This window comes from Butyricimonas muris, from assembly GCF_046365375.1.
In the GTDB taxonomy this organism is placed as follows: Bacteria; Bacteroidota; Bacteroidia; order Bacteroidales; family Marinifilaceae; genus Butyricimonas; species Butyricimonas muris.
Genome location: NZ_JBKEIT010000015.1, coordinates 113,585 through 136,006, shown reverse-complemented (window position 1 = coordinate 136,006; position 22,422 = coordinate 113,585). Strand labels below are relative to the sequence as shown.

The following is a 22,422-nucleotide window of genomic DNA, read 5'->3' as shown; positions in this document are numbered from 1 at the left end:
AAAATAATTAACCACACGAGTATGAAGACAATATTGTACATTGTATTGATTATTTTTATGTTCGGTTGCTCGAAAGAAGGTGCTTTAACACAGAAAATCGAGTACGAGAATTTTTACGTGATTGAAGACGACCCGTCAGATCCCGTGAAACATCGGGTATACGAGATTTACAAGAAGTATAATGTTCCGATTTACTTTAACGATACGATCAAGAAATCTTTCCTGAAGGAAGATATAAATGGAAATCCTATCTATCGATATGAAACCTTGGATTTGGCATGGAATTTTTCTTCTTATTCTCAATTTGCATATCGGTATGAATACCTTGTAGAACCGGAAGAACAATTAAAGGCTTTAAATATTATTGAGAATTATTTGGCCCTTGTTAATAAAGCACTTTACCCGTATAATTTTTTTGTAGTGAAATCTGTTAGAGCACAAGATAACTATGATAATATTCAAGTTTTGGGTGAAGGTGCGTATCAAATTTATTTACGAACACTTTTGATGACAGGTGATTGGAAAAGTGACGGGGTGATACGTGATTTGCCCACGGAGATGATGAAGGAAATGGTGAAGAGTAAAATATTGAATTACAAGACGTTATTGACACAATTTTACAGTTTTTCCAAGCCGGAATGGTTTGATACTCCTTTTTCTTCTTTGGATCCCGATTATTATGAATACTTGGTGTTTCCTAATGATTTTGGGTTTACCGGTAGCTGGAATTATATTCCGGGACAATCTTCTTTTGGGCCTCAGTGTTTTGATGATAATTGGGGGACTGCTCAATGGTTTACCCCTGAAGGTTTGGAAAACTTTCGAAAGTGTGTTCGGGAAAAGATAGGAGCATGGGGGTTTGTTTCTTGCGGGTTAGCTAATACTTGGACACCGCGAAAGAAAGAGGACGATTTAGTCGGGTATATCACGGAAATGTTGAGGTGGTCACCGGAAGAATTTGAAGAAAAATGGGGAGATTCTCCCTTGGTAATGCAGAAATATAATATTCTGTATGAAATTGTTGTCAATGAATTGGGTGTTGAATTATAAAGTAAACAGAAGATGAAAAAGATAATGATAATACTGTTGAGCGTGATTGTTTATTATGCATGTAATAATGATGATCACGTGGTAAAGCCGGAGGTTGCTTTTTCCGAATTCACGGACCCACGTGATATGAAAGTGTATAAATGCGTGACCATTGGCGAACAGACATGGATGGCAGAGAATTTGAAATATCGTTTGCCATTGGGAAGTATAGATGGGTGTTACACGTTTAAAGAAGGAGCTGTAAGGGAATATGATGCAAAGGTTAGTGTAGAACTTTTTACAGATTCTATGAATGCTGCCATGGAACGGGGAGAGTTATCCGAGCGATATAATGATATTTTTTCCGTAGGTGATTTATTAAAGGCATATGTGGTGGATTATCAGATGCCTGTTTCTGAGGCAATAAGTATGGTGGAGAGAACGTGTGAAGTTACTTGTCCTAATGGAGTGAAGGCTATTAAAAGGATGTATAATAATCTTTTGCCGTTTGCTCTTGCAGAGCTTGTAGAAAATAATTTAAAGGATACGGAAGCTAAGAATGGGAATTATTCATCGGTAAACGGTTTTCTTTATTCTTATGATGGGGCAGTGAAAGCTGTGCCCGAGGGATGGCGATTGCCCACGGATGAGGATTGGAAAAAGTTAGAAGAGAATTTAGGAATGTCGCTTTCGGAACTTGATAAATTGGATGTTTGGAGAGGTGGAGAAGAGGGACGCTTGTTGAAAGCCGGAAAAGATGGATGCGGTTTTGATGCTTTATTTAGCGGGGCTCGGGTTTTCGGTACTTTTATGTATGGAACAAATTTCATTAATAAGGGAAGTCGGGCTTATTTCTGGTCGTCTTCAAAGGTTGTGGAGAATGATACGATTAATCACGGGATTATCCGGTTGCTTTCCATGGAAAATGATCAAATTATGCGTGGAACTTCCGATTTGACAGCAGCTTATAGTGTACGTTGTATTAAAAAATAATTAAAGTAAATTATGATGAAAAAGATTGTATTGTTTGTAAGTATGTTATTTATTGCTTTGGGCGTTTCTGCCCAAAGCATGTACGGGGATGAAGTGAAAGCAGATGTAAGGATGAAGTACGTTTATTCTTTTGAAGAGGCTTTGAAAAGGGCTAAAGAAGAGAAAAAACCAATCTTCTTTAATTGTTTTGCCGATTGGGCAGTACCTTGCCATGCCATGAATAAATTGGTGTTTAGTGATCAAAAGTTTGCCGATTGGATGGATAAGCATTTCGTGAATTTCTTTATTGACGTGACCACGAAAGAGGGGAAGCCTTTCGCAAAAAAATATGACGTGAAGTTTCAAGCCCATTATCTGGTATTGGATAGTAACGGTGAAATTCTTTACCGGATTGTCGGTGGTGTAAAATTACCTGAATTCCAGCAGTTATTGGCTCAAGCGTTGAACCCGAAAACGACTTTGCCGGAGATGAATAGAAGGTATGAAAGTGGTGAACGGGGAGTGAAGTTTTTAAGGGATTATGCCAAAGTATTGGATGTAGCGGATGAAAGGGAAAAAGCGAAACTGGTAACAGATGAATTTTTCATGAAATTGAAGAAATCCGAATGGTGTAAAGCAGAGAATTGGGATTTATACTGTAAAAAAGTACGTGGCTTGGATGATGAAATGTTCCGTTTCGTAGTGGAGCACAAGAAAGATTTCGTGAAGCAGAATGGTTTGAAATCAGTAAATGAATTAATAGAGAAGGGGTATATAGGTGAATTATATCCTTATACAACCGGAGAGAAGATTTACAATAGCGAGAAGTTATTAGATCTTTATATCTCTATGCAAAATAATGGTTTACCGGATACAAGCACGGTTTATACGGTGTACGATATCGTCAAAGCGCACACGGATCGGGACCTGAATAAAATTTTGAATATTTTAAAACATAAATCTAGCGGTTTACATCCACAACTTGTTGTAAATGTTGATTTAGGTTTAGTGAATTTACCAGATTTGTCCACAGCCGAGGAGGGGCTTATTATCGCTTATTTGAAGGAAAAAATGGACAAAATGAAGGGGACGGCTCGAGATTATTATCAAGGAGCTTTGAATAAACTCGTGAACAAGGAGGGAATGAAGTTCGAGAATTTGTCTTTTGCTGAAGTACTGAAAAAGGCAAAGCAGGAGAATAAGCTTGTGTTCTTGGATTGTTACACGACTTGGTGTGGTCCTTGCAAGAAAATGAGTAATCAAGTTTTCCCGCTTAAGACTGTTGGGGATTTCATGAATGCACGTTTCGTGAACGTGAAAATTGATATGGAAACAGAGGAAGGGAGAGAGTTGGGCAAGAGATATGGAGTTAAAGCGTTTCCGACAATGTTTTTATTGAATGCGGAAGGAGAGGTGCTTTTTCAAATCGTGGGAGCTCAATCTCCGGATGTTTTCGTGGAAAAAGTGAAACAAGGTTTGAAGCAGAGCGAGTGATTAAGTTGGTGCCTGAATGTGTTGTGTCTTAATTTATTCTCCTCATGTATTCTTGCTGAATCTTGAGGAGAATTTTTTATTAAATTAATATTGTAATGTATCTTTATAGTAATATGGATAATATGTGTTTTAATCTTTCACGCATATAATGATTGGCATTGTTCTTGTGCTTCTTTATGGTGTTTATCGAGATATCTAACAGTTGGGAGATCTGTTCATGGGATTTGCCGTTGAGGCTTAATAGATAAACTTCCTTGCAAGCGGGGGGAAGTTCGTTGAATACAGTTCGCAAAGCTTGAAATATTTCTGTTTCAAGTATATTGTCCAGAAAGGAATCTTCTTCATTTTCTGCTATGACGTGTTTCGTGTAATTTTGGGCTGCCTCGTGATGACGAATGAGGTCAATACAAGCATTTTGAACTACCCTATACAAAAATGCTTTGATAGTATTCTCATCTTGGAATTGAGATTTTTTTTCCCATAGCCGAACAAATGCGTCTTGTACGATATCTGCAACAGCCATTTTATCGTCAATGTATTTGGCTGCAAAATAACGTAATTGAACTACATATTTTTCATACAGGTAACGAAAAGATTTTTCTTGATCTTTCCCTAAGAGATTTATTATCAGATTATCTTGCATAATAATAGTAGCGTCCACTCGTGGTTAATAGATTTTTAAAACAAATATTTTATTTGCTGTATATTAGGTGTTTAACTGTTGTTTTATGTAATCATAAAAGGAACGTTTGATAATATTCAAAATTTAGGATTCTGAATATGTCCTTTTAAAGATTCATTTTTTTCTTTTCATGTTGAAAATGAAAAATTTAAACAGATGAAAAAAATCTTCGAGATTCCCAATAAATAGCTTATATTTGTAATATAATAAAACGTTGGTTTATTTAAATTCAAATGGACTATTTAATCCTCAAAATTCCATGTTTGGAATTGTCATTCACTTGATTTAGGGATAATTCAGGTGTAGAATAATCAGTGTTTGTATTTTTATCTTTGAGATTACACGTTATAAATGTAGTTTTTTCCTATTTTTGCGGGAATTCGAAAATTAGATAGAATGTACGAAGAAATCATCGAGAAGATAAAAGAAAGACTGGCAGTCAAAAATTTGAATGTTGTTATTATACCTCATATTTCACCTGACGGGGATGCGGCGGGATCGTGTTCAGCCTTGTGGCAAGTGTTGGATAAAGTCGGGATCAACGCGCAATTGATGACGTGTGATTATATACCGGATTATTTGAAGTGGTTGAAACGTATACCGGATGCCATTTCTTTCCAGAATAGACAGAAAGAGTGTAAACAGTGGTTGAGAAAAGCGGATGTATTGTTTATGCTGGATCATAATACCATAGCGAGAGAAGGGGATTTGGAGCCTTTCGTGAGGGAATTCAAGGGGGAAACGATCATGATAGATCATCATCCCGATCCGGACGAGGTGACTTATCGGATTTCCGATACCAGTGTTTCTTCCACGTGCGAATTGTTGTACAACGTGATTTCCGGGATATGGGGAAAAGAGATCATTGATACGGATATAGCCAATGCCATATATGCCGGGATTTCAACGGATACGGGCGGTTTGAGTCATAATTCTTCTCATCCAGAAACCTACCGGGTGATTGCCGATTTATTAGCCTTGGGGCTGGACAAGGATTACGTGCATGAGCAACTTTACCAGCGTAACACGCTCTCTCGATTGAGATTGACGGGAAATTGTCTTTTGAATAAACTCACGATAGATGAACATTTTCCGGTTGCCGTTATTCCGATTACTTTGCAGGAATTGGATGTCTATAATTACAAGGACGGGGATTTGGAAGGTCTGGTGAATATCCCGCTGTCAATAGAAGAGATATTGGTTTCCGTGCAGATCACGGAACGTAAGGATAAAGTGAAATTATCATTCCGTTCAAAAGGAAATATACCCGTGAATTTGTGGGCGAAGGAATATTTTAACGGGGGAGGACACTTGAATGCCGCGGGGGGACAAATGCCGTTACCGTTAAACGATGTAGTACAGAAAGTACGGGAAACATCTGAATGGTTTTTCAAACAATTGAAAATTGAAAATTGAAAGTGGAGAATTATTTCTTTACGGGAGATATAATGAAAATATTCCATTGAAGTTAAAATGTTTAATCTTGCAGGATAGAGGATCATTTTCAATTTTCAATTCTGCATTTTCAATTAATAGTTATGCCTTTTTTGAGATTTCATGCCATAGAAAAAGAGAAATTGGCTCGGGTAGGCGAGCGGTTGATTTCCGAGATTGTAAGTACCTTGGGATGTCCCCGGGAAACGGTTGTATTGGAGGTGGTGCATTCCTCTTTTGTGTCCGGGGAGGATCATTTGCAGGCGTATCCGTTCGTGGAGATCGAGTATTTCGAACGCCCGAAAGAACAACAGGATGCTTTAGCTAAGATCGTGTACCAGAGTTTACAAGAAGCCGGATATCCGGAGAGTGATGTCTATTTTTCTTTCTTGTCACCGGAGCGATATTACGAGAACGGGGAGATTATCAAGTAATTTTCGAGAGAAATAATCTTGCTTGAAGTATTTATTTTCGGAAAAAATAATTAAGTTTGTGCATAGTATAAAATGCAACGACTATGACCGAACTAAGTGAACTGGTAGCCCTTTTGAGCAAGGCGGAAAGAGGTTACACGAAAATGCTGAATCGTAGTTTTCAAAATGCCGGTTATGATATCAGCCGGGAGCAATACGAGCTTTTGCAAGTGTTGTGGGCAAAAGATAACGTGAACCAACAAACCATTTCCAAACAACTTCAAAAGGACAAATATAATGTCACTAAATTGTTGAACACCTTACAGAAAAGAGGATACGTTCAACGAAAAATGTGCAAAGAGGACAAGCGGAATAATTTTGTCGTTCTGACGGAAAAAGGAATTGATTCCCGTCACGCATTGGAGCAGATAGAAGAGCAGGTGCACACGGACATGAGTTTCACCCTGTCTTCGCAAGAGTTGAAGTCTGCCATTTGGGTGTTGAAGAAACTGAATGTATAATGAAACAATTGAAAATGGAGAATTGAAAATTGAAAATGAAATGCGAGTAACCAACTTGCAGAAGGCAAATGTAACTTGTAACTCGCCGAAGGCGAACAAAAATCATAAATCTAAAATCATAAATTTAAAATCACTATGGGTGTTTTTCAAGGATTAAAACCAGAAGCTGTTTGGGGATATTTTGAAGAAATTTGTCAAGTTCCCCGCCCTTCTAAAAAAGAAGAAAAGATTATTGCTTACATGTTGGATTGGGCAAGCAAGCATGGTTTAGAGGCAAAAAGAGATGATGCCGGAAACGTGTTGATCAAGAAGCCGGCAACAAAAGGACGGGAGAATGCCCCGACCGTGATATTGCAAGCACATATGGATATGGTATGCGAGAAAAATTCCGATACGATACATGATTTCGATAAAGATCCTATATTACCTTACGTGGATGGGGAGTGGGTACGTGCTAAAGGAACTACTTTGGGTGCGGACGACGGAATCGGTATGGCTGCGCAAATGGCCGTGTTGACCTCTACGGATATTGCTCATGGTCCTATCGAATGTTTGTTTACCGTGGATGAGGAAACCGGATTGACAGGTGCATTTGCTTTGCAACCGGGTTTCCTGAGTGGTAATATCCTTTTAAATCTTGATTCGGAAGATGAAGGAGAGATGTTCATCGGTTGCGCGGGAGGTATCGATACCGTTATTAATATGGGATATGAAACGGAAAAGACTCCGGCAAATTCTTTCGCCGTGAAAATACAGGTAAAAGGATTACAAGGAGGTCACTCCGGTGACGATATTAATAAAGGTAGAGGAAATGCCATTAAAATACTGAATCGGTTCGTGTGGGATCTGAACCGGAAGTATGGAGTACGGGTTTCTGTTCTCGAGGGAGGAAATTTGCGTAACGCTATCGCTCGCGAGGCTTCTGCCGTGATCACCTTTAAAGATCAATATCGTGAAAACGTGAGAGCGGATTTTAATGTTTACGCGGCGGAAATGGAAAACGTGTGGAAGATTACCGAGTCGGGTTTACAGTTGGCATTGGAATCTGATGATGTTCCCGCGGAAGTGCTGACGGCAAAAAGCACTAATGCATTGCTTAATTCATTGTATGCATGTCCGCACGGGGTTTTCTCCATGAGTTATCGTATGCCGGGATTGGTGGAAACATCCACGAATCTGGCAGCAGTCCGGTTTAATGAACCGAACAACATTTTAATCACGACTTCCCAGCGCAGTGATGTAAATTCGGAGAAATTCAATATCGCGAATATGGTTGAGTCCGTATTCACGCTGGCAGGAGCCAAGGTAGAACATGGAGAAGGTTATCCCGGTTGGGCTCCGAATCCGGATTCTCCCGTGGTAAAAGTGGCTGTGGAGTCATACAAACGTTTGTTCGGCAAAGCACCTATCGTGCGTTCTATCCATGCCGGGTTGGAGTGTGGTTTGTTCCTCGAGAAATACCCGAACATGGATATGGTTTCTTTCGGACCGACTTTACGGGGCGTACACTCGCCGGACGAAAAGATAAATATCAAGACTGTGGAAATGTGGTGGCAGCATTTGGTTGATATTTTGGAAAAACTTTAATAACGCTCTAATTTACGATTTATGATTTCAGATTTGCGATGTAGCTCTCCGGAATCATAAATCGTAATTCGCAAATCAGAAATTAATATATGGATCAATCTAAGAAACTAGCCAAATACGATCGTTTGTACGAACAAATCAAGCAGTACATTCAGTCGACGGAAGATGTTTGGGCTCGACTGGCGACCATGGAGGCGGTGTTGCATCACAAGATGCAATCTTTTTTTTGGACGGGGGTGTACGTGTTGATAGACGGAGAATTGATCGTGCGTTCATACCAAGGTCCCGTGGCTTGTCAGAAATTGCGTAACGGGGGTGTTTGTTGGGCGGCTATTAATTCGGGAGAAACCGTTATCGTGGATAATGTGGAAGAGTTTCCCGGACATATCGCGTGTAATGCGGCTTCAAAAAGTGAAATTGTAATCCCGTTAAGAGATCAAAAAGGGGTTATTTTCGGTTGTTTAGACGTGGATAGCGATCATTTATCGGCATTTGACAAGGAAGACGAGATTGGGTTGAAGAAAATTTTGTCACTTCTTTATCAGTCAGATAGCGTAAAATGAACTCATAAATGTGAAAAATAAGTTAAGAGGCTTTTGATTTTTCTTAAGAGTGTGTTATCTTAGGGGCATGAATAATGAAATTTATCACGTAAAATACAAAACTCAGAGGATTATGAAAAAACTACTTTTATTTGTTCTAGTAAGCTTTTTTGTGGGAACACTTGCAGCACAAACGACGGAAGAAGAAGCAGGTAAATTAAAGAATGCGGGAAATGCCGCATGGAAAGCAAAAAATTACAAGGAAGCATTTACCAATTGGGAGAATTATTTAAAAGCAATAGATTTTAAAGATGACGCCAGTGTTTACAACGTGGCTGTTTGTGCTAATAAACTGAAAGATTACGTGGCTGCCGAGAAGTATTTCACGATGTCTATCGCGAATAAATACAAATTAAAAGATTCCTATGCCGGCAAAGCAGATGCCGAGAAGAACTTGAAGAAAACAGACCAGATGATTAAAACACTGGAAGAAGGTATCAAGGCGACTCCGGGACAGAATTCCGCTTTGATGAGAACATATGCCGTGTATTTCTTGAAAGAAGGGCAGAAATTCCAAAAGGCGAATAATATTGCCAAGGCTGCCGAGAATTACCAGAAAATAGCCAACATGAGTGACAAAGGTTTTAAAGCTCAAGGATTGGTTAGTTTAGGTACTTTGTATTTTAATAACGGTGCCGCTATTCTTCAAGAAGCGACTCCTTTCGCTAACAAGGAAAATGATAAATACGAAGCAGGAAAAGCAAAAGCAATGGCAGAGTTTAAAAAAGCCCAAGGGTTCTTGGTTGAAGCCATGAGTGCTGACCCGAAGAACGTGGAAGCTCCTGAGGTTCTAAAGGAAGTAAAGGACGCCATGACAAAATTGACAACTCCTCAAAGTTAAAGATAGTCTTGCTAAAGAGGAAGAGGGCTAAGATTTACTTAGCCTTCTTTTTTTTATGCCGTTTTTTTTGTAATTTTGAACAAATTGGTGAGGAATTTTAAAATTCAATGATATGAAAACAGATTCTTTTAGCGGTAAGTTACCATGGGAGGGACGACCGCCTATTTTCGAGCATGTAAAAGCCCATTTGAAAGACAAGAATGAGAAGGATAGATATTTACCGGATGTTAGCGAGAATAACCTACATTGGAAGGATTATACCCCGGGATATAATGATTACTCGTTGATAGATAGAGAGGACCCTAAGATAAACTCAAAGTTTATTGACCGGTTGATTTATTTATTCGATAATTATTCAAAACATGCGCGTCTTGAGGATAAGGTCGAGTTCTATAATATGGTGAAAGATCATCACATCATAGGGTACATGGATGAGTTTTTTGAAAAATTGTCTGATAGAAAGATAAGGATTGAATATAATGCTATAGAATTAATTTACTGGATGGTTCGAAAAGCACCGGACCGGGAAGTGGTGAAGCTGGGTATTCTTTTTGTGGGTATGCTTCGTAATAAGAAAGATTTGAATTTACTGACCACGCTCAGCCAGCATGAAGAATTCACATTCTATGTCGGGATAGCACTGTTTAATATGACACCTGAATGGGAGGTTACTCTTATCAAACTGATAGAACCGTTAAGTGGTCACGGGAAATTACTATGCTTGCGATATTTACTCTCGAATTCGGAACAAGAAGACACGATAGAATGGTGTATCAGATATGGATATCAAAGACTGGAAATGACCGAGTTGGGTGTGATGGACTGTATGCAATATTGCAATGTCCCGGATTATCTGCAAAAGGAAAAATGGGACGAGCCATTGACGAGGGGCGTCCAAGTGATGCTTTTGTTTTCTTTACAATATATTGAATACGAACCGGTGTTTGACAGGATAGGGAAGATACTCTATTTGTATTTGCGCCAAACACGCGGGAAAAGGAGAGGGATCATACAATATTTCATACTATTATGGGCAGACAATTTTTTTAAATCTTTCAAAGAGAATGAAGAGGTTGTAGAAATAGCCGATATTACAGAAGAAGAATTCGCTGATATGTGGATAGAAGTACTCCAAGAAAAGAAAAAGTCTTGGTATGCTGAATTTCATATGTGTTGGGACCTTGATCGGGACAAGCTGTGTAAACACGCTAACAAAGCATTTAGTGAATTACTGATGAAACGATACGATCAGTGGTAATATTGGGATATTACTTCTGCCGCCTTAGGATACCCGAGGCGTTTCGAGATTTCGAGATCTTCGAGGGCTTCTTTGTAATTATCAACGACTAGCTTGGATATAGCCCGGTTGTAATAGGCTTTCGCGTTCGAGGGGTCTATTTGTATGGAACGGGAGTAACTTTCAATAGCGTTGCTTAATTGTCCTTTTTGGTGGAAGATGACACCCCGGTTAAAGAATACGGCACTGGATTTTAGTCCTAACGAGATCGCTTTCTCGTAGTCTGCCAATGCGCCGTCCAAATCTTTCATCCCGTAACGTACAATCCCCCGGTAATGGTAAGCTTCCAGTAAATCGGGTTGCAGGTTAATGGCATGACTGTAATCCTGTATCGCTAAAGTAGCCTCGCCCAAATTCTCGTGAATAATTCCCCGGTTGTAATATGCCATGGCATGATTGGGTACGTTGGCAATCACGTAATTCATGTCTTTCAGCGCTTCTTTGGGTTGTTTCAGGTTTGCCAATGCAATAGCCCGGTTATAGTAAGCCGAAAAGAGATTCGGATCCAATGCGATGGCGTTATTGAATTCCTGTAAGGCCTTTCCGGGTTGTTCCCGGGTAATGTAATCCATACCCCGTCGGTTACTCTTCACCGCTTGATGATGTGAGCACGAGGTGAGTATGAAAAATAACATTATCCAGATATAGTGGCGCATATTTGTTTTTATAATTACGTGATTCAAAGTTAATGATTAATCGTGAAATAATAAATAATTATCTATTTTTATTTGAATATAACCGTTTTACGATATCATTTCTTTTCAGTTTCGTCAAGATACCGATAATTTCATCCTTGAATTCCCTTTTATACCAGAAGAAGAAGATATTCTGACGTTTTTTCTCTGTTTCTGTCTTGGCAGACTGAATCTTACGCGAGGAGTAGGGGTGAAGTCCGGAATAATACATATCCGTGGCTAATGTCATGGGCGTGGGTGTAAAATCCTGCACCTGTTCCAAACGGAAATCCAGTTCTTTTGTCAGGATGGCCAATTCTGCCATATCCACGAGATTACATCCCGGGTGAGAAGATATAAAATAAGGTATGATTTGTTGCTTTAAATGCTCTTTTTTATTGATCGCGTTGAAGCGGGCTGTCAATTCATGAAATAATTTGAACGAGGGTTTGCGCATCAGATGCAACACGTTGTCAGAACTATGTTCCGGTGCGACTTTAAAGCGCCCGGAAACATGGTGTTTAATGACCGTTTCGAGGTATTCCCGGTTTGTCAAGTCTACTTCTCTGTTACCCGTGCGGTGCATAACCAGATCATAGCGGATGCCCGAACCTATAAAACAGTGTTTCACTCGCGGTTCTTGCCGCACCTTATTATATAACTGTAACAGGTGCGAATGGTCGGTATTCAGATTTTTACACACGGTAGGGTGCAGACAGGAGGGACGTTTGCACAGTCCGCAAATGTTCAAGTCTTTGCCTCGCATCGCGTACATATTGGCAGAGGGTCCCCCCAAGTCGGATATGGTTCCCTTGAAATCGGGCATCTCGCACACGTGCTGTACTTCACGCAAGACGGATTGTTCGGAACGGGAAGCAATAAATTTTCCCTGATGAGCCGAGATCGTGCAAAAGGCACATCCCCCGAAACATCCGCGATGCAGGGTGATGGAATGTCGGATCATGTTGTATGCCGGTATTTCCTTGTCCTTGTATTTCGGGTGAGGCAATCGGGTGAACGGGAGATCGTAAACGGCATCTATCTCGTCCGTGGTCATGGGAGGATAGGGCGGGTTCACGATGATAAGTTTGTCCTCAATCGGTTGTATCAATTTGGCGGCGTGAATACTATTGGATTCTTCTTCGATATACCGGAAATTCGTGGCGTATTTCTTTTTATCCGTCAAGCATTCCTCGTGTGACGCTAAAGTAATGGTTTGCCATCTTTTATTCGTGGCGTATTTTTCTTCCTTATCCCGTAGCACGCAGGTTTGTGGGATATTTGTCAGACTGTGGAAAGGAATCCCTCTCCGTAACATTTGACAAAGCTCGGTAAGCGGTTTTTCTCCCATGCCATACACGAGCATATCTGCTTGACTTTCAAAGAGGATAGAGGGTTTAAGTGTATCTTTCCAATAATCGTAATGCGTGAAGCGACGCAATGATGCTTCAATTCCCCCGATAATGACGGGAGTATCCGGGAATAACTCTTTTAATATACGGGTATAAACGATGGTGGGCATATCGGGACGTGCCCCGCTACGATTACCGGGCGTGTAGGCGTCATCCGAACGGCGACGCTTGGCTGCCGTGTAATGATTGACCATGGAATCCATGCATCCCGGACTAATACCGAAAAACAAATTGGGTTTCCCTAATTTCTTGAAATCCCGTAAATCGTCTTGCCAGTTGGGTTGGGGGACGATAGCCACTTTCAAACCCAATGATTCCAACAGGCGTCCGATAACTGCTGCCCCAAAAGAGGGATGATCCACGTAAGCATCTCCGGAAAAGAGAATTACATCGATACTATTCCAACCCCGCTGTTCAACTTCTTTTTTGGTTGTCGGTAACCATTGCTGTATGTTGTAGTTCATAAGGTTCATAAAGTTTGTAAAGTTCATAAAGTTATTTCTTCACGAACTTTAGTCATTTGCTTGAAATTCGTTGCAAAGATACGGAAAGTCTCTGTAATAATTATATTTCGTTTGTTTCTTCTTGGTTGTCAAAATAAAAAATATCCGAAATCGTTTCTCCCTTCTTCAAGAGATGAGCCTGCCATCCGTTTGCCTTGGCTTGTTCTATATTGGCTTGATTATCATCAATGAATAATATTTCGCGAGGGGCTATTGCAAGTTCTTTCGTGATCCGCTCGTATGCTTTTGGATCGGGTTTCCGTAAATGTAATTCATCTGAATAGAAGTATTTGTCGAACAGGTCTTCAAAATCATACCCGAATTGCTCCCGGAACATGGCTTTATATGTTTTCCGGTGAGGATAGTTGGTATTACTGAAAATACAGGTTGTATAACGCTTTCTTATTGTTTTAATCAACTCTATTCTTTCTTTATTGTAGGGCTGAAGCATATTGTTCCAAGCCTTCCAAATATCCTCGTCCGATACGTTTTTTGATGCCGGAAAATTCACGTGAAATTCATCAATGAATTCGGCAGGAGTTATTAACCCGAGTTCGAGATCACGGAAAAACGACCCGTTCTCGGCTATAATGTCATTATAAGCGAGTCCGTCGATATTGAGTTCTTCAAAAGATTTAACTGTTTTATTAACATCGACATCCATAATGACACCACCGAAATCAAAGATAACAACATTACACGTGTCAGCAAATTTTCTTATTTCTTTCATACTCGTTACTTTTTATAGTTTATAAAAGCAAAAATAGGAACGAGAAACCGGAAAAAATTTGTGATAGATTAAAATCGTACCTTTATTCTCCTCGTATTCTACTTAGAGTGGGTAATGTAATACCGAGATAGGAGGAAATATAACCTAAATTAACCCTGTTGCACAAGCCGGGAAGATCCCGGAGTAGTTTTTCATACCGTTCTTTAGCGGGGAGTGTAAGCCTTTCGATACGCAAATCTTGTAATAGCAGAAATGCATCTTGATGAGAAACGCGAGCCCAATTAGCTAATTCGACATTGGTTCGGAACAACTCATTAAGTGTATCTATCGGAATGGAATATGCTATTGTTTCTTCAAGAGTCTGCACATACTCGAAACCAACCTTGTTCTTTAGAAAGTCCAACGATCCGTAAGTCCAGTCCCCCTCTTTGGAAAACCACGTGGTTATTTCTTTACCGTCAGACAGGATATAAGACCTCGTGAGTCCCGATTCAATAAAAAACACTTTCCGGTCAGACTTGTCTGCCTTTATTATATGGGATTTACGGGGAAATAAGTGTTTTTCAAAACGGGAAGTCAATGCCTCTATCGTTTCATGGGATACAGGATACTTTTTTATAATGGATTCTATTATATTCTTCATGTCGGTTAGCTTTAAATTAGCTGGTGAATTTAACAAAGATACGGAAAGTCAATTAAAATACAGAATTAGAAATTGAAAATGAAAAATATTACCTTTGTCGGCAAATTTTGAAAGCAGAATGAAGAAAGTAAATATTATAAGTCTTGGGTGTTCCAAGAATCTCGTGGATACGGAGTTGTTGATGAAGCAATTGGAGAAAGTAGGGTATAGTGTTGAAGTTGATGTTGAGAATTCCAAGGCTAAGATTGTTGTAATCAATACTTGCGGGTTTATCGGGGACGCGAAAGAAGAATCGGTGAACACGATACTGGAACAGGTGGAGTTGAAGAAAGAGGGAAAGGTGGACAAGATATTTGTTATGGGATGTTTGTCCCAACGTTACGAGCCGGAATTACAGAAAGAGATCCCGGAAGTGGATGCTTATTTCGGGAAATTTGACTGGAAGGGTATTTTAGCGGAGCTTGGGAAAGAGTACGATGAAAAGCTTCGGAATGAACGCCATTTGACGACACCGCCGCATTACGCCTATTTAAAGATATCGGAAGGATGCAACCGTAAATGCTCTTATTGTGCCATTCCGATCATGACGGGAGAATACAAATCCCGTCCTTTCGAGGAAATCGTTGATGAAGCGGAGCGTTTGGCTAAACAAGGGGTAAAGGAACTATTGGTGTTGGCACAGGATATTACTTATTACGGGATTGATAAGTACGGGAAAAATCGACTTGCCGAGTTGGTGGAGCGAATTGCAGATATCAAGGGAATCAAGTGGATAAAATTGCATTACGCTTATCCGGCGGGGTTCCCGATGGAGTTGCTGCCCGTGATGCGGGAGCGCGAAAATGTATGCAAATATCTGGATATTGCTTTGCAGCATTGTAGTGATCACATGCTGAAACAGATGCGAAGAGGTGTAACAAAACAACAGACCATAGACCTCATCAATAAAATTCGGGAAGAAGTACCCGGAATAGCCTTGCGAACCACGTTAATGGTGGGACACCCGGGAGAAACGGAAGAGGACTACCGGGAATTGATTGATTTCGTGGAAACGATGAAATTCGAACGTCTGGGGGTATTCCCGTACTCGCACGAGGATGATACTTATTGCGACAAGAATTATAAAGATGATGTTGCTGAAGAAATAAAAAATAAGCGGGCGGAAGAATTAATGGAAAGACAGTTGGAAGTGGCGGCGGCGTTGAATCAAAGTTGGATCGGGAAGAAACTTACCGTATTGATAGATAGGACGGAAGGCGAGTTTTTCGTGGGACGCACGCAATACGATTCGCCGGAAGTGGATCAGGAAGTATTTGTAACAACCGACCGTCCTTTACAAATCGGAGAGTTCTATGAAGTGGAAATCACGAGCGCGGAACCGTTCGAACTATACGGTACTGTTAAATAGTTGTTATTTCGTGTATTTCACCCATTTCACCGCATCTGCAAATATTTTTTGATACTGATCGGCACCTTCGTCTGTCAATATTAATGATGTATGTCCTGCTGTGAAATGGTACTTTCCGAGGGACACCCATCCATTCCCTAAATGAAGAACTTCTAATGTCATTTTTTCTTCTCCATCTGCATGTTTAAAATAGTAAGTTTGTGTGGGTTCTTTTTTCTCCACTTTTGTTGTTCCGATAAATTTTAAAGAACGTGCAGCACTCTTTATCGCTTTTTCTGCAATATAGATGAATAGTTCATATATACCATCTTCCGGTAACATTATTTCCCATTCTATCTTCGAGCTACCATTACCTGCTAATTTTGAATGCAATCCGGCTACTGGTTCCCCGTATGCTCCTTCATAAGGAATATATTTCCATTGTTCTGGATTATTGAGAATATGTTTATCTTCAATAAGATGGAAATTAGAACTCATATTATCAACAACATATTCATTAGAAAGAGGCAAAAACAAAGAGGTATCCGTGTCGAAAACACCTGAATGAAAATACTTCAGATTAGTTTCTTTCGGTTTTATCTTTTCAAAACTGTAACATGCTGGAATGTTATCGGCTAAATTGGTTTGAACTTCAAGGTTAAATTCATCTGGTTCTCCTTCAAAATAGTTCTTGATTTCTTTACATGTACCCGCGGGAATAAGATAATGAGTATTTGTCCTATTTGGTGCAGCCAAGGTGATTATTCCATCTACATTACCTTTGTTCCAGACTTTTACGCTTTCTATGTATCCTTTTTTGCCTGTTGCATTTGTAACTAGCTCAATTTGAGCATCTCTCACTCTAAATGAGGCTAGTTGTTTTTCTTCATATAATTGTCTAGTAAAAGCTAGGAGATCTATATTGTATTTTTCTTGGATTTCTTTACAATATTGCTCATATGAAATATCTTGAAATAAATGTTGTGATATAAAAGCTTGTTGGAATTTATATAATTCCTCAGAAGAAATATGGCAAAGTAAATATTTTAAATAATAATTACTTTTACTCCAAATGATTTGTTTTAATTGATTGATGTTAATTGAATCTTGTAAGGCATCTGATAAGTTATGAGCATTAAAATACTGTATAGCTAAATTTAATGTTACATAGTTTTTATAACTATTAATAGCTGATTCCCATGAATTTATAGATTCTTGAAATAGCATATCTATACCGGGAAATTCCATCGAATAAATAAAATAGTGATTTTTCCGGGTAATTGACGATATGTCATACTCATTTTTGTGGTCTTTTAGATTCAATTTACCAAAGAAAATGTTTCCTTGTATAAGTTTCCTTGTTTCTTCAAAGTTCCATAAATAATAAGTCCAACATTCAAGTTGAGGAGAAATTCCCTCGTTATTAATTTCTTTTTGAACTTTAAATGAAGTCCGAGTTAATGCTTCTCGTTCTGGTCTGAAAATTAATTCAGGTTGAACGTATTCTGTTTTATTTTTCCATGGTCGGCTATATGCACAAAAATGGATGGGTGTTTCAACAAGTGCTAATTTGTGAAATACATATTTCTCATCTCCGGATTGATAAAGATTATTACAATAATTAATGATTTCTACAGGATCCGAGAATTGTTCTACTAAATATTCGTGTCCCTTGAATACATAAATTTCATACAACTTCTTGTTATGCGATATCGCTTTACGAGTATATTTTCCAATACAGAGTGAAATTCCTGTTAGATCTTGATGATTAATGAAACGGGTGGTATCCCCATTCATTTGTGCTCTTCCTTGTGAGATAGATATCCGGTTCTTTTCTCCGATGACGGTTAAATAAAAACGAGTGTAATTTTCTAATGTAGAATAAGGAGATGAAATATTTACCGGAGGTAAACAAGTTGGATACCATAAACATTCCGGTGTAAGAATTGTATAATCGGGATTAAGGTAATAATAATCTTTTCCTAAATTGAATATAGAGTAACATCTTGCTGTATGGTATGAGTTTAAATTTTTTACTTCAGGATAAAAAACTTCAGGAACAATAGAGCCAGTATAATGAATTTCAATGAATGTGCTGTCTTGTGGTTGTAAGATATGTTCAACCATAAGAATCTGTCCTTCTCTTTTAAAATTTACAGATTTTCCTTCAATCGTGGTTTCTACAACACTTAATCCGGGATTAAGATAGAAAATGATTGAAGACAAATTTTGACTATTGGGATTATATATGTGCAACTTACTTATTGCGTCCAATTGATATCCATGTTGTTTAAATTGAATATAATGATTTGTTATCCTTGCTTTTAGTGCAGACTCGTATTTAAGAAAAAGCGCATATATAGATTCCCGCTTATATTGTTCTTTGCTAAAACCATTTAAATATAAACTTATAGAAATGCAACCTAAAATTATAAATATAATTCCTTTTGCAAGTATTGGTTGTTTCATTTTTATTTTATTTGGAATTCTATTTATAGAAAGACTCCCTAAAACAAGTAGTCCACATCCCCATAAAAAAAATGTTCCACGGTGAAGTAAATAAAAGCCAATCCCATAAAATCCTGTTACTTCGGAAAAGACATTAGAAAGAGTAGAACTGAATAAATCTAAAGCTCCGTGAAAGAAATAAGGTGCATATAAAATATCCAGACAAATTAATCCGAGTAGAAGCATAAGTGACAAAGCATTATTCCGTATAATACTTTTAACACAAATCACAAGTCCTGTAACGAAAAAAAGTGTAGGTATCGTTAATGTCAAGAAATAGAATAAATAAGTATACAAGAAAAGTGGAGAATCACTGGCAAAAATATTTATGAATATAGCTACTAACACTAAAATTATGTTATAGATAAGCATAAGGTATATGAAAGCTAATGATTTTCCCCAAAAATAAGTACTATTTGAGAAAGGATGTATAGAAATTATTTCGTTTGAACGACAAGTTTTTCTATTATTAATAAATTTTCCAAACCAGAAAATGGCAATAAATACTTGTAAAAAATTTATCAAATAGGCATTTGCATAAGGGATTGCGGAAGGGAGTGATATGGCTATCCACTCTACTTTTCTTATATTTCCTTGCGAAAAAAGTTGAAGGAAAATGACCAAAATAAAACCGATTAATAAAATGATCTGATACCCCCAATCTCTCATAAGGAGTTTCATTTCGTATTTCATAAACTGTTTGAGATCTTGATTAACCATATCGTTTTGAATCATGTGTTTATTCTTCTGATCTAAAAGGTATATTAATAATTGGTTTTTCTGGTAGTTCTAGAAAGTTAGGTATTTCAAATAATGATATATTCGAATATGCCGCTTTTCTATTACGTCCATCTTTACATCGTAAATAAACTTCTGCATAATGTGGCTTTTCAATTAAGTCAACATAATCACTTGGCTCACTTGGCTCACTTTCTCCAAAAGCATTGACCGCTTTAACTCTAAATCTATATAATGTTTCTTCTAGATTATCTACTGTACAATTTAATACATTACCATATACTTGCATCACTTTTATCCACTTGGGACTGCCATAAACTTGTTTTTCAATTATATAGCTTGTTATCGGACTTCCACCATTATTAGCGGGTGCTGTGTAATAAACTTTTACGCTAGCACCACTTGCAGTGAAAGATGAATTTAGACAAATCGCTAAACTCAAAATTGTAAAAATGTAAAATGTTTTCATTGTAAATCGTTTTAAATTTAATAATAATGTAATTTCTCCCCTTCGCAATCTTTATAGATTAATACACGACCTATCCTAAAAAGGATTAAATTATACTTGAATATTTTAATTAATTTTCGGAAGAGTGGTTGCAAAATTTCTTTCTATTTTAGCAAAAAAAATATAGAAACGGAGAATAATTTTTCGTTTTTATTCGTACTTTTACTCATCGAGGTTCATTGAAATTTTGATGAGTATTTTTTTGTATGACTTTTTACTAACTACAAATATAAATACCATGTTGAATAATCTATTTTGGATAGTACCGGCATGTGCCGTTATCGCACTTCTGTTCGCGAGGATTTTCTTTAAAGGGATGATGAAAGAGTCGGAAGGAACCGACACGATGAAACGTATTGCCGGACATGTCCGCAGGGGAGCTATGGCTTATTTGCGACAACAATACCGGATCGTGGCTATGGTGTTCCTCGTGTTGTGTATTCTGTTTGCTTGGATGGCGTACGGTCCCGGGCTGCAAAACCCGTGGGTATGGTTTGCTTTTCTTACCGGAGGTTTCTTTTCCGGTCTGGCAGGCTATATCGGGATGAAAACCGCAACTTATGCTTCGGCGAGGACGGCAAATGCTGCACGCAGAAGTTTGAACGATGGATTGAAAGTTGCTTTTCGTTCGGGTGCGGTAATGGGATTAGTAGTGGTCGGCTTGGCTCTGCTTGATATTTCGTTATGGTGGTTATTGCTCGATTATTTCGTGGAAGAGGCTACATCCACGGAGAAAGCGATAGTGATCACGACAACCATGTTGACCTTTGGTATGGGGGCATCGACGCAGGCGCTGTTCGCCAGAGTGGGGGGAGGTATCTTCACGAAAGCGGCCGACGTGGGTGCTGATCTCGTGGGTAAGGTTGAAGCGGGTATTCCGGAAGATGATCCTCGTAATCCCGCGACCATCGCAGATAACGTGGGGGATAACGTGGGGGACGTTGCTGGTATGGGGGCAGACCTTTACGAATCGTATTGCGGTTCTATTCTTGCCACGGCTGCTTTAGGTGCCGCGGCGTTCCGACTGGAAGCGGATATGCAATTTAACGCCATACTGGCCCCGATGCTGATTGCCGCTTTTGGAGTTATCTTATCGTTGCTAGGTATATTTATGGTAAAAACAAAAGAGGGTGCTTCTCAACAACAATTACTGAGAGCGCTTGACCGGGGGATAAATGTAAGTTCAATTCTTATCGTGGGCGCCAGTTTCTTGGTGATCTATTTATTGGGATTGAGTTATTGGATTTGCGGATCCGTGATTGTCGGGTTGATAACGGGAATCATTATCGGTAAAGGAACAGAATATTATACTTCACATGCCTATAAACCGACGCAGGATATTGCCAAGAGTTCGGAAACCGGACCCGCAACCGTGATTATTAAAGGTATCGGTACGGGTATGATTTCGACGGCTATCCCGGTTTTCACGATCGTGGTGGGTATTGTACTTTCATTTTTGTTCGCGTCACAATTCGACTTCTCCAATATGTCCATGGGATTGTACGGAGTGGGTATTGCCGCTGTCGGAATGCTTTCTACCTTGGGTATCACGTTGGCAACGGATGCTTACGGACCGATAGCCGATAACGCGGGGGGGAATGCCGAAATGAGTCATTTGGGCGAGGAAGTTCGTCATCGTACGGATGCATTGGATGCTTTAGGCAATACAACCGCGGCGACAGGCAAAGGATTTGCTATCGGTTCCGCGGCTTTGACCGGATTAGCATTGATTGCCTCTTATATCGAGGAAATAAAAATTGGATTGTTACGTATGGGAGAGGAGATTCTGACAGTCGGGGAAAACACGGTAAGAACGGCTGATGCAACGTTACAGGATTTTATGATTCATTATGATGTTACTTTAATGAACCCGAACGTGTTGGCAGGTATTTTTATCGGTTCCATGATGGCATTTGTATTCTGTGGACTGACGATGAATGCCGTCGGACGGGCTGCACAAAAAATGGTAAACGAAGTACGTCGCCAATTCCGTGAAATCAAGGGTATCATGACCGGAGAAGCAGAACCGGATTACGCTAAATGCGTGGAGATTTCGACTAAAGGCGCCCAACACGAGATGATCTTCCCGTCATTGCTGGCTATCATTATTCCCGTGGCTATGGGACTTATCTTCGGTGTTGCAGGTGTAATCGGTTTGTTGGCCGGGGGCTTGGGAAGCGGATTCGTGCTCGCTATCTTTATGGCAAACTCCGGTGGTGCATGGGATAACGCTAAAAAGTATATTGAAGAAGGCAATCTAGGGGGTAAAGGTTCCGATAACCACAAAGCTACCGTGATCGGAGATACCGTGGGTGATCCGTTTAAGGATACTTCCGGACCGAGTTTGAATATTTTGATAAAATTGATGAGTATGGTCGCTATTGTTATGGCAGGAGTGACTTGTGCATATAGCCTTCTCTAAGTTCCGACTATCTATCCAAGTAGTT

19 protein-coding genes are annotated in these 22,422 nt (G+C 39.2%); 12 read left to right on the top strand and 7 right to left on the bottom strand.

Annotated features, from left to right (window positions below; all coding sequences use genetic code 11):
• Positions 1-21: 21 nt before the first annotated feature.
• From ACK8P8_RS20855 to ACK8P8_RS20845, 3 genes are read left to right on the top strand one after another with little or no spacing between them, the layout of a single operon-like run.
• On the top strand, positions 22-1,050 hold the full coding sequence (locus ACK8P8_RS20855) for a hypothetical protein (protein WP_410026263.1): 1,029 nt from the start codon (positions 22-24) through the stop codon (positions 1,048-1,050).
• Positions 1,051-1,062: 12 nt separating this feature from the next.
• Positions 1,063-2,022: an FISUMP domain-containing protein gene (locus tag ACK8P8_RS20850; protein ID WP_410026262.1), complete on the top strand. Its 960-nt coding sequence runs from the start codon at positions 1,063-1,065 to the stop codon at positions 2,020-2,022.
• A 12-nt stretch (positions 2,023-2,034) separates the two neighbouring features.
• A complete protein-coding gene (locus tag ACK8P8_RS20845) occupies positions 2,035-3,495 on the top strand; it encodes a thioredoxin family protein (RefSeq protein ID WP_410026261.1) in 1,461 nt (486 codons plus the stop codon).
• Between the two features lie 103 nt (positions 3,496-3,598).
• On the opposite strand, the gene ACK8P8_RS20840 is transcribed toward ACK8P8_RS20845, so the two are convergent.
• Positions 3,599-4,156 carry an RNA polymerase sigma factor gene (locus tag ACK8P8_RS20840; protein ID WP_410026260.1) on the bottom strand — a complete coding sequence of 186 codons (558 nt, stop codon included), beginning with the start codon at positions 4,154-4,156 and terminating at the stop codon, positions 3,599-3,601.
• A gap of 417 nt (positions 4,157-4,573) precedes the next feature.
• Between ACK8P8_RS20840 and ACK8P8_RS20835 the strand changes: the two genes are divergently transcribed.
• The 7 genes from ACK8P8_RS20835 (at position 4,574) to ACK8P8_RS20805 (ending at position 10,833) form a co-directional block, all read left to right on the top strand.
• Positions 4,574-5,593: a DHH family phosphoesterase gene (locus ACK8P8_RS20835; protein ID WP_099292426.1), complete on the top strand. Its 1,020-nt coding sequence runs from the start codon at positions 4,574-4,576 to the stop codon at positions 5,591-5,593.
• A gap of 122 nt (positions 5,594-5,715) precedes the next feature.
• Complete coding sequence (locus tag ACK8P8_RS20830) at positions 5,716-6,045, top strand: DUF1904 family protein (RefSeq protein WP_369861035.1); 330 nt, start codon at positions 5,716-5,718, stop codon at positions 6,043-6,045.
• 83 nt (positions 6,046-6,128) lie between these two features.
• Positions 6,129-6,545 carry a MarR family winged helix-turn-helix transcriptional regulator gene (locus ACK8P8_RS20825; RefSeq protein WP_292267577.1) on the top strand — a complete coding sequence of 139 codons (417 nt, stop codon included), beginning with the start codon at positions 6,129-6,131 and terminating at the stop codon, positions 6,543-6,545.
• 135 nt (positions 6,546-6,680) lie between these two features.
• Positions 6,681-8,132: an aminoacyl-histidine dipeptidase gene (locus ACK8P8_RS20820; RefSeq protein WP_410026259.1), complete on the top strand. Its 1,452-nt coding sequence runs from the start codon at positions 6,681-6,683 to the stop codon at positions 8,130-8,132.
• Positions 8,133-8,221: 89 nt separating this feature from the next.
• Positions 8,222-8,695 carry a free L-methionine (R)-S-oxide reductase MsrC gene (gene msrC, locus ACK8P8_RS20815; protein WP_099292430.1) on the top strand — a complete coding sequence of 158 codons (474 nt, stop codon included), beginning with the start codon at positions 8,222-8,224 and terminating at the stop codon, positions 8,693-8,695.
• 112 nt (positions 8,696-8,807) lie between these two features.
• Positions 8,808-9,575, top strand: a complete 768-nt coding sequence (locus tag ACK8P8_RS20810) for a tetratricopeptide repeat protein (protein ID WP_410026258.1) — start codon at positions 8,808-8,810, stop codon at positions 9,573-9,575.
• A gap of 112 nt (positions 9,576-9,687) precedes the next feature.
• Entirely contained in the window at positions 9,688-10,833 is a 1,146-nt protein-coding gene (locus ACK8P8_RS20805) for a hypothetical protein (protein ID WP_186975360.1), read from the top strand.
• Here the strand turns inward: ACK8P8_RS20805 and ACK8P8_RS20800 are convergent.
• The 4 genes from ACK8P8_RS20800 to ACK8P8_RS20785 form a co-directional block, all read right to left on the bottom strand.
• Positions 10,824-11,444, bottom strand: coding sequence for a tetratricopeptide repeat protein (locus tag ACK8P8_RS20800; RefSeq protein ID WP_410026257.1), 621 nt, complete (start codon positions 11,442-11,444; stop codon positions 10,824-10,826). The genes ACK8P8_RS20805 and ACK8P8_RS20800 overlap by 10 nt on opposite strands.
• 142 nt (positions 11,445-11,586) lie before the next feature.
• Positions 11,587-13,422: a YgiQ family radical SAM protein gene (locus ACK8P8_RS20795; RefSeq protein ID WP_410026256.1), complete on the bottom strand. Its 1,836-nt coding sequence runs from the start codon at positions 13,420-13,422 to the stop codon at positions 11,587-11,589.
• A gap of 100 nt (positions 13,423-13,522) precedes the next feature.
• Positions 13,523-14,191, bottom strand: coding sequence for an HAD family hydrolase (locus ACK8P8_RS20790; RefSeq protein ID WP_099292433.1), 669 nt, complete (start codon positions 14,189-14,191; stop codon positions 13,523-13,525).
• An 82-nt stretch (positions 14,192-14,273) separates the two neighbouring features.
• On the bottom strand, positions 14,274-14,834 hold the full coding sequence (locus ACK8P8_RS20785) for a Crp/Fnr family transcriptional regulator (protein ID WP_410026255.1): 561 nt from the start codon (positions 14,832-14,834) through the stop codon (positions 14,274-14,276).
• 118 nt (positions 14,835-14,952) lie between these two features.
• On the opposite strand from ACK8P8_RS20785, the gene rimO reads away from it, so the two are divergent.
• Entirely contained in the window at positions 14,953-16,242 is a 1,290-nt protein-coding gene (rimO, locus tag ACK8P8_RS20780; protein WP_410026253.1) for a 30S ribosomal protein S12 methylthiotransferase RimO, read from the top strand.
• A 3-nt stretch (positions 16,243-16,245) separates the two neighbouring features.
• On the opposite strand, the gene ACK8P8_RS20775 is transcribed toward rimO, so the two are convergent.
• Together ACK8P8_RS20775 and ACK8P8_RS20770 are read right to left on the bottom strand one after the other, a co-directional pair.
• Entirely contained in the window at positions 16,246-19,398 is a 3,153-nt protein-coding gene (locus tag ACK8P8_RS20775) for a golvesin C-terminal-like domain-containing protein (protein WP_410026252.1), read from the bottom strand.
• A 70-nt stretch (positions 19,399-19,468) separates the two neighbouring features.
• Positions 19,469-19,936, bottom strand: a complete 468-nt coding sequence (locus tag ACK8P8_RS20770) for a fibronectin type III domain-containing protein (protein WP_410026251.1) — start codon at positions 19,934-19,936, stop codon at positions 19,469-19,471.
• Between the two features lie 277 nt (positions 19,937-20,213).
• Here ACK8P8_RS20770 and ACK8P8_RS20765 point away from each other — a divergent pair, with 277 nt between their 5' ends.
• Complete coding sequence (locus ACK8P8_RS20765; protein ID WP_303181019.1) at positions 20,214-22,397, top strand: sodium-translocating pyrophosphatase; 2,184 nt, start codon at positions 20,214-20,216, stop codon at positions 22,395-22,397.
• Positions 22,398-22,422: the final 25 nt, after the last annotated feature.

Bases quoted from the DNA above. Each gene is read 5' to 3' on its own strand.
- ACK8P8_RS20855 (WP_410026263.1), top strand. From the start codon at position 22: ATGAAGACAATATTGTACATTGTATTGATTATTTTTATGTTCGGTTGC.
- ACK8P8_RS20830 (WP_369861035.1), top strand. From the start codon at position 5,716: ATGCCTTTTTTGAGATTTCATGCCATAGAAAAAGAGAAATTGGCTCGG.
- ACK8P8_RS20765 (WP_303181019.1), top strand. From the start codon at position 20,214: ATGTTGAATAATCTATTTTGGATAGTACCGGCATGTGCCGTTATCGCA.
- ACK8P8_RS20800 (WP_410026257.1), bottom strand. From the start codon at position 11,444: ATGGATTACATTACCCGGGAACAACCCGGAAAGGCCTTACAGGAATTC.
- ACK8P8_RS20835 (WP_099292426.1), top strand. From the start codon at position 4,574: ATGTACGAAGAAATCATCGAGAAGATAAAAGAAAGACTGGCAGTCAAA.
- ACK8P8_RS20850 (WP_410026262.1), top strand. From the start codon at position 1,063: ATGAAAAAGATAATGATAATACTGTTGAGCGTGATTGTTTATTATGCA.
- rimO (WP_410026253.1), top strand. From the start codon at position 14,953: ATGAAGAAAGTAAATATTATAAGTCTTGGGTGTTCCAAGAATCTCGTG.
- ACK8P8_RS20805 (WP_186975360.1), top strand. From the start codon at position 9,688: ATGAAAACAGATTCTTTTAGCGGTAAGTTACCATGGGAGGGACGACCG.
- ACK8P8_RS20825 (WP_292267577.1), top strand. From the start codon at position 6,129: ATGACCGAACTAAGTGAACTGGTAGCCCTTTTGAGCAAGGCGGAAAGA.
- ACK8P8_RS20785 (WP_410026255.1), bottom strand. From the start codon at position 14,834: ATGAAGAATATAATAGAATCCATTATAAAAAAGTATCCTGTATCCCAT.
- ACK8P8_RS20820 (WP_410026259.1), top strand. From the start codon at position 6,681: ATGGGTGTTTTTCAAGGATTAAAACCAGAAGCTGTTTGGGGATATTTT.
- ACK8P8_RS20790 (WP_099292433.1), bottom strand. From the start codon at position 14,191: ATGAAAGAAATAAGAAAATTTGCTGACACGTGTAATGTTGTTATCTTT.
- ACK8P8_RS20810 (WP_410026258.1), top strand. From the start codon at position 8,808: ATGAAAAAACTACTTTTATTTGTTCTAGTAAGCTTTTTTGTGGGAACA.
- ACK8P8_RS20770 (WP_410026251.1), bottom strand. From the start codon at position 19,936: ATGAAAACATTTTACATTTTTACAATTTTGAGTTTAGCGATTTGTCTA.
- ACK8P8_RS20845 (WP_410026261.1), top strand. From the start codon at position 2,035: ATGATGAAAAAGATTGTATTGTTTGTAAGTATGTTATTTATTGCTTTG.
- msrC (WP_099292430.1), top strand. From the start codon at position 8,222: ATGGATCAATCTAAGAAACTAGCCAAATACGATCGTTTGTACGAACAA.
- ACK8P8_RS20795 (WP_410026256.1), bottom strand. From the start codon at position 13,422: ATGAACTACAACATACAGCAATGGTTACCGACAACCAAAAAAGAAGTT.
- ACK8P8_RS20775 (WP_410026252.1), bottom strand. From the start codon at position 19,398: ATGAGAGATTGGGGGTATCAGATCATTTTATTAATCGGTTTTATTTTG.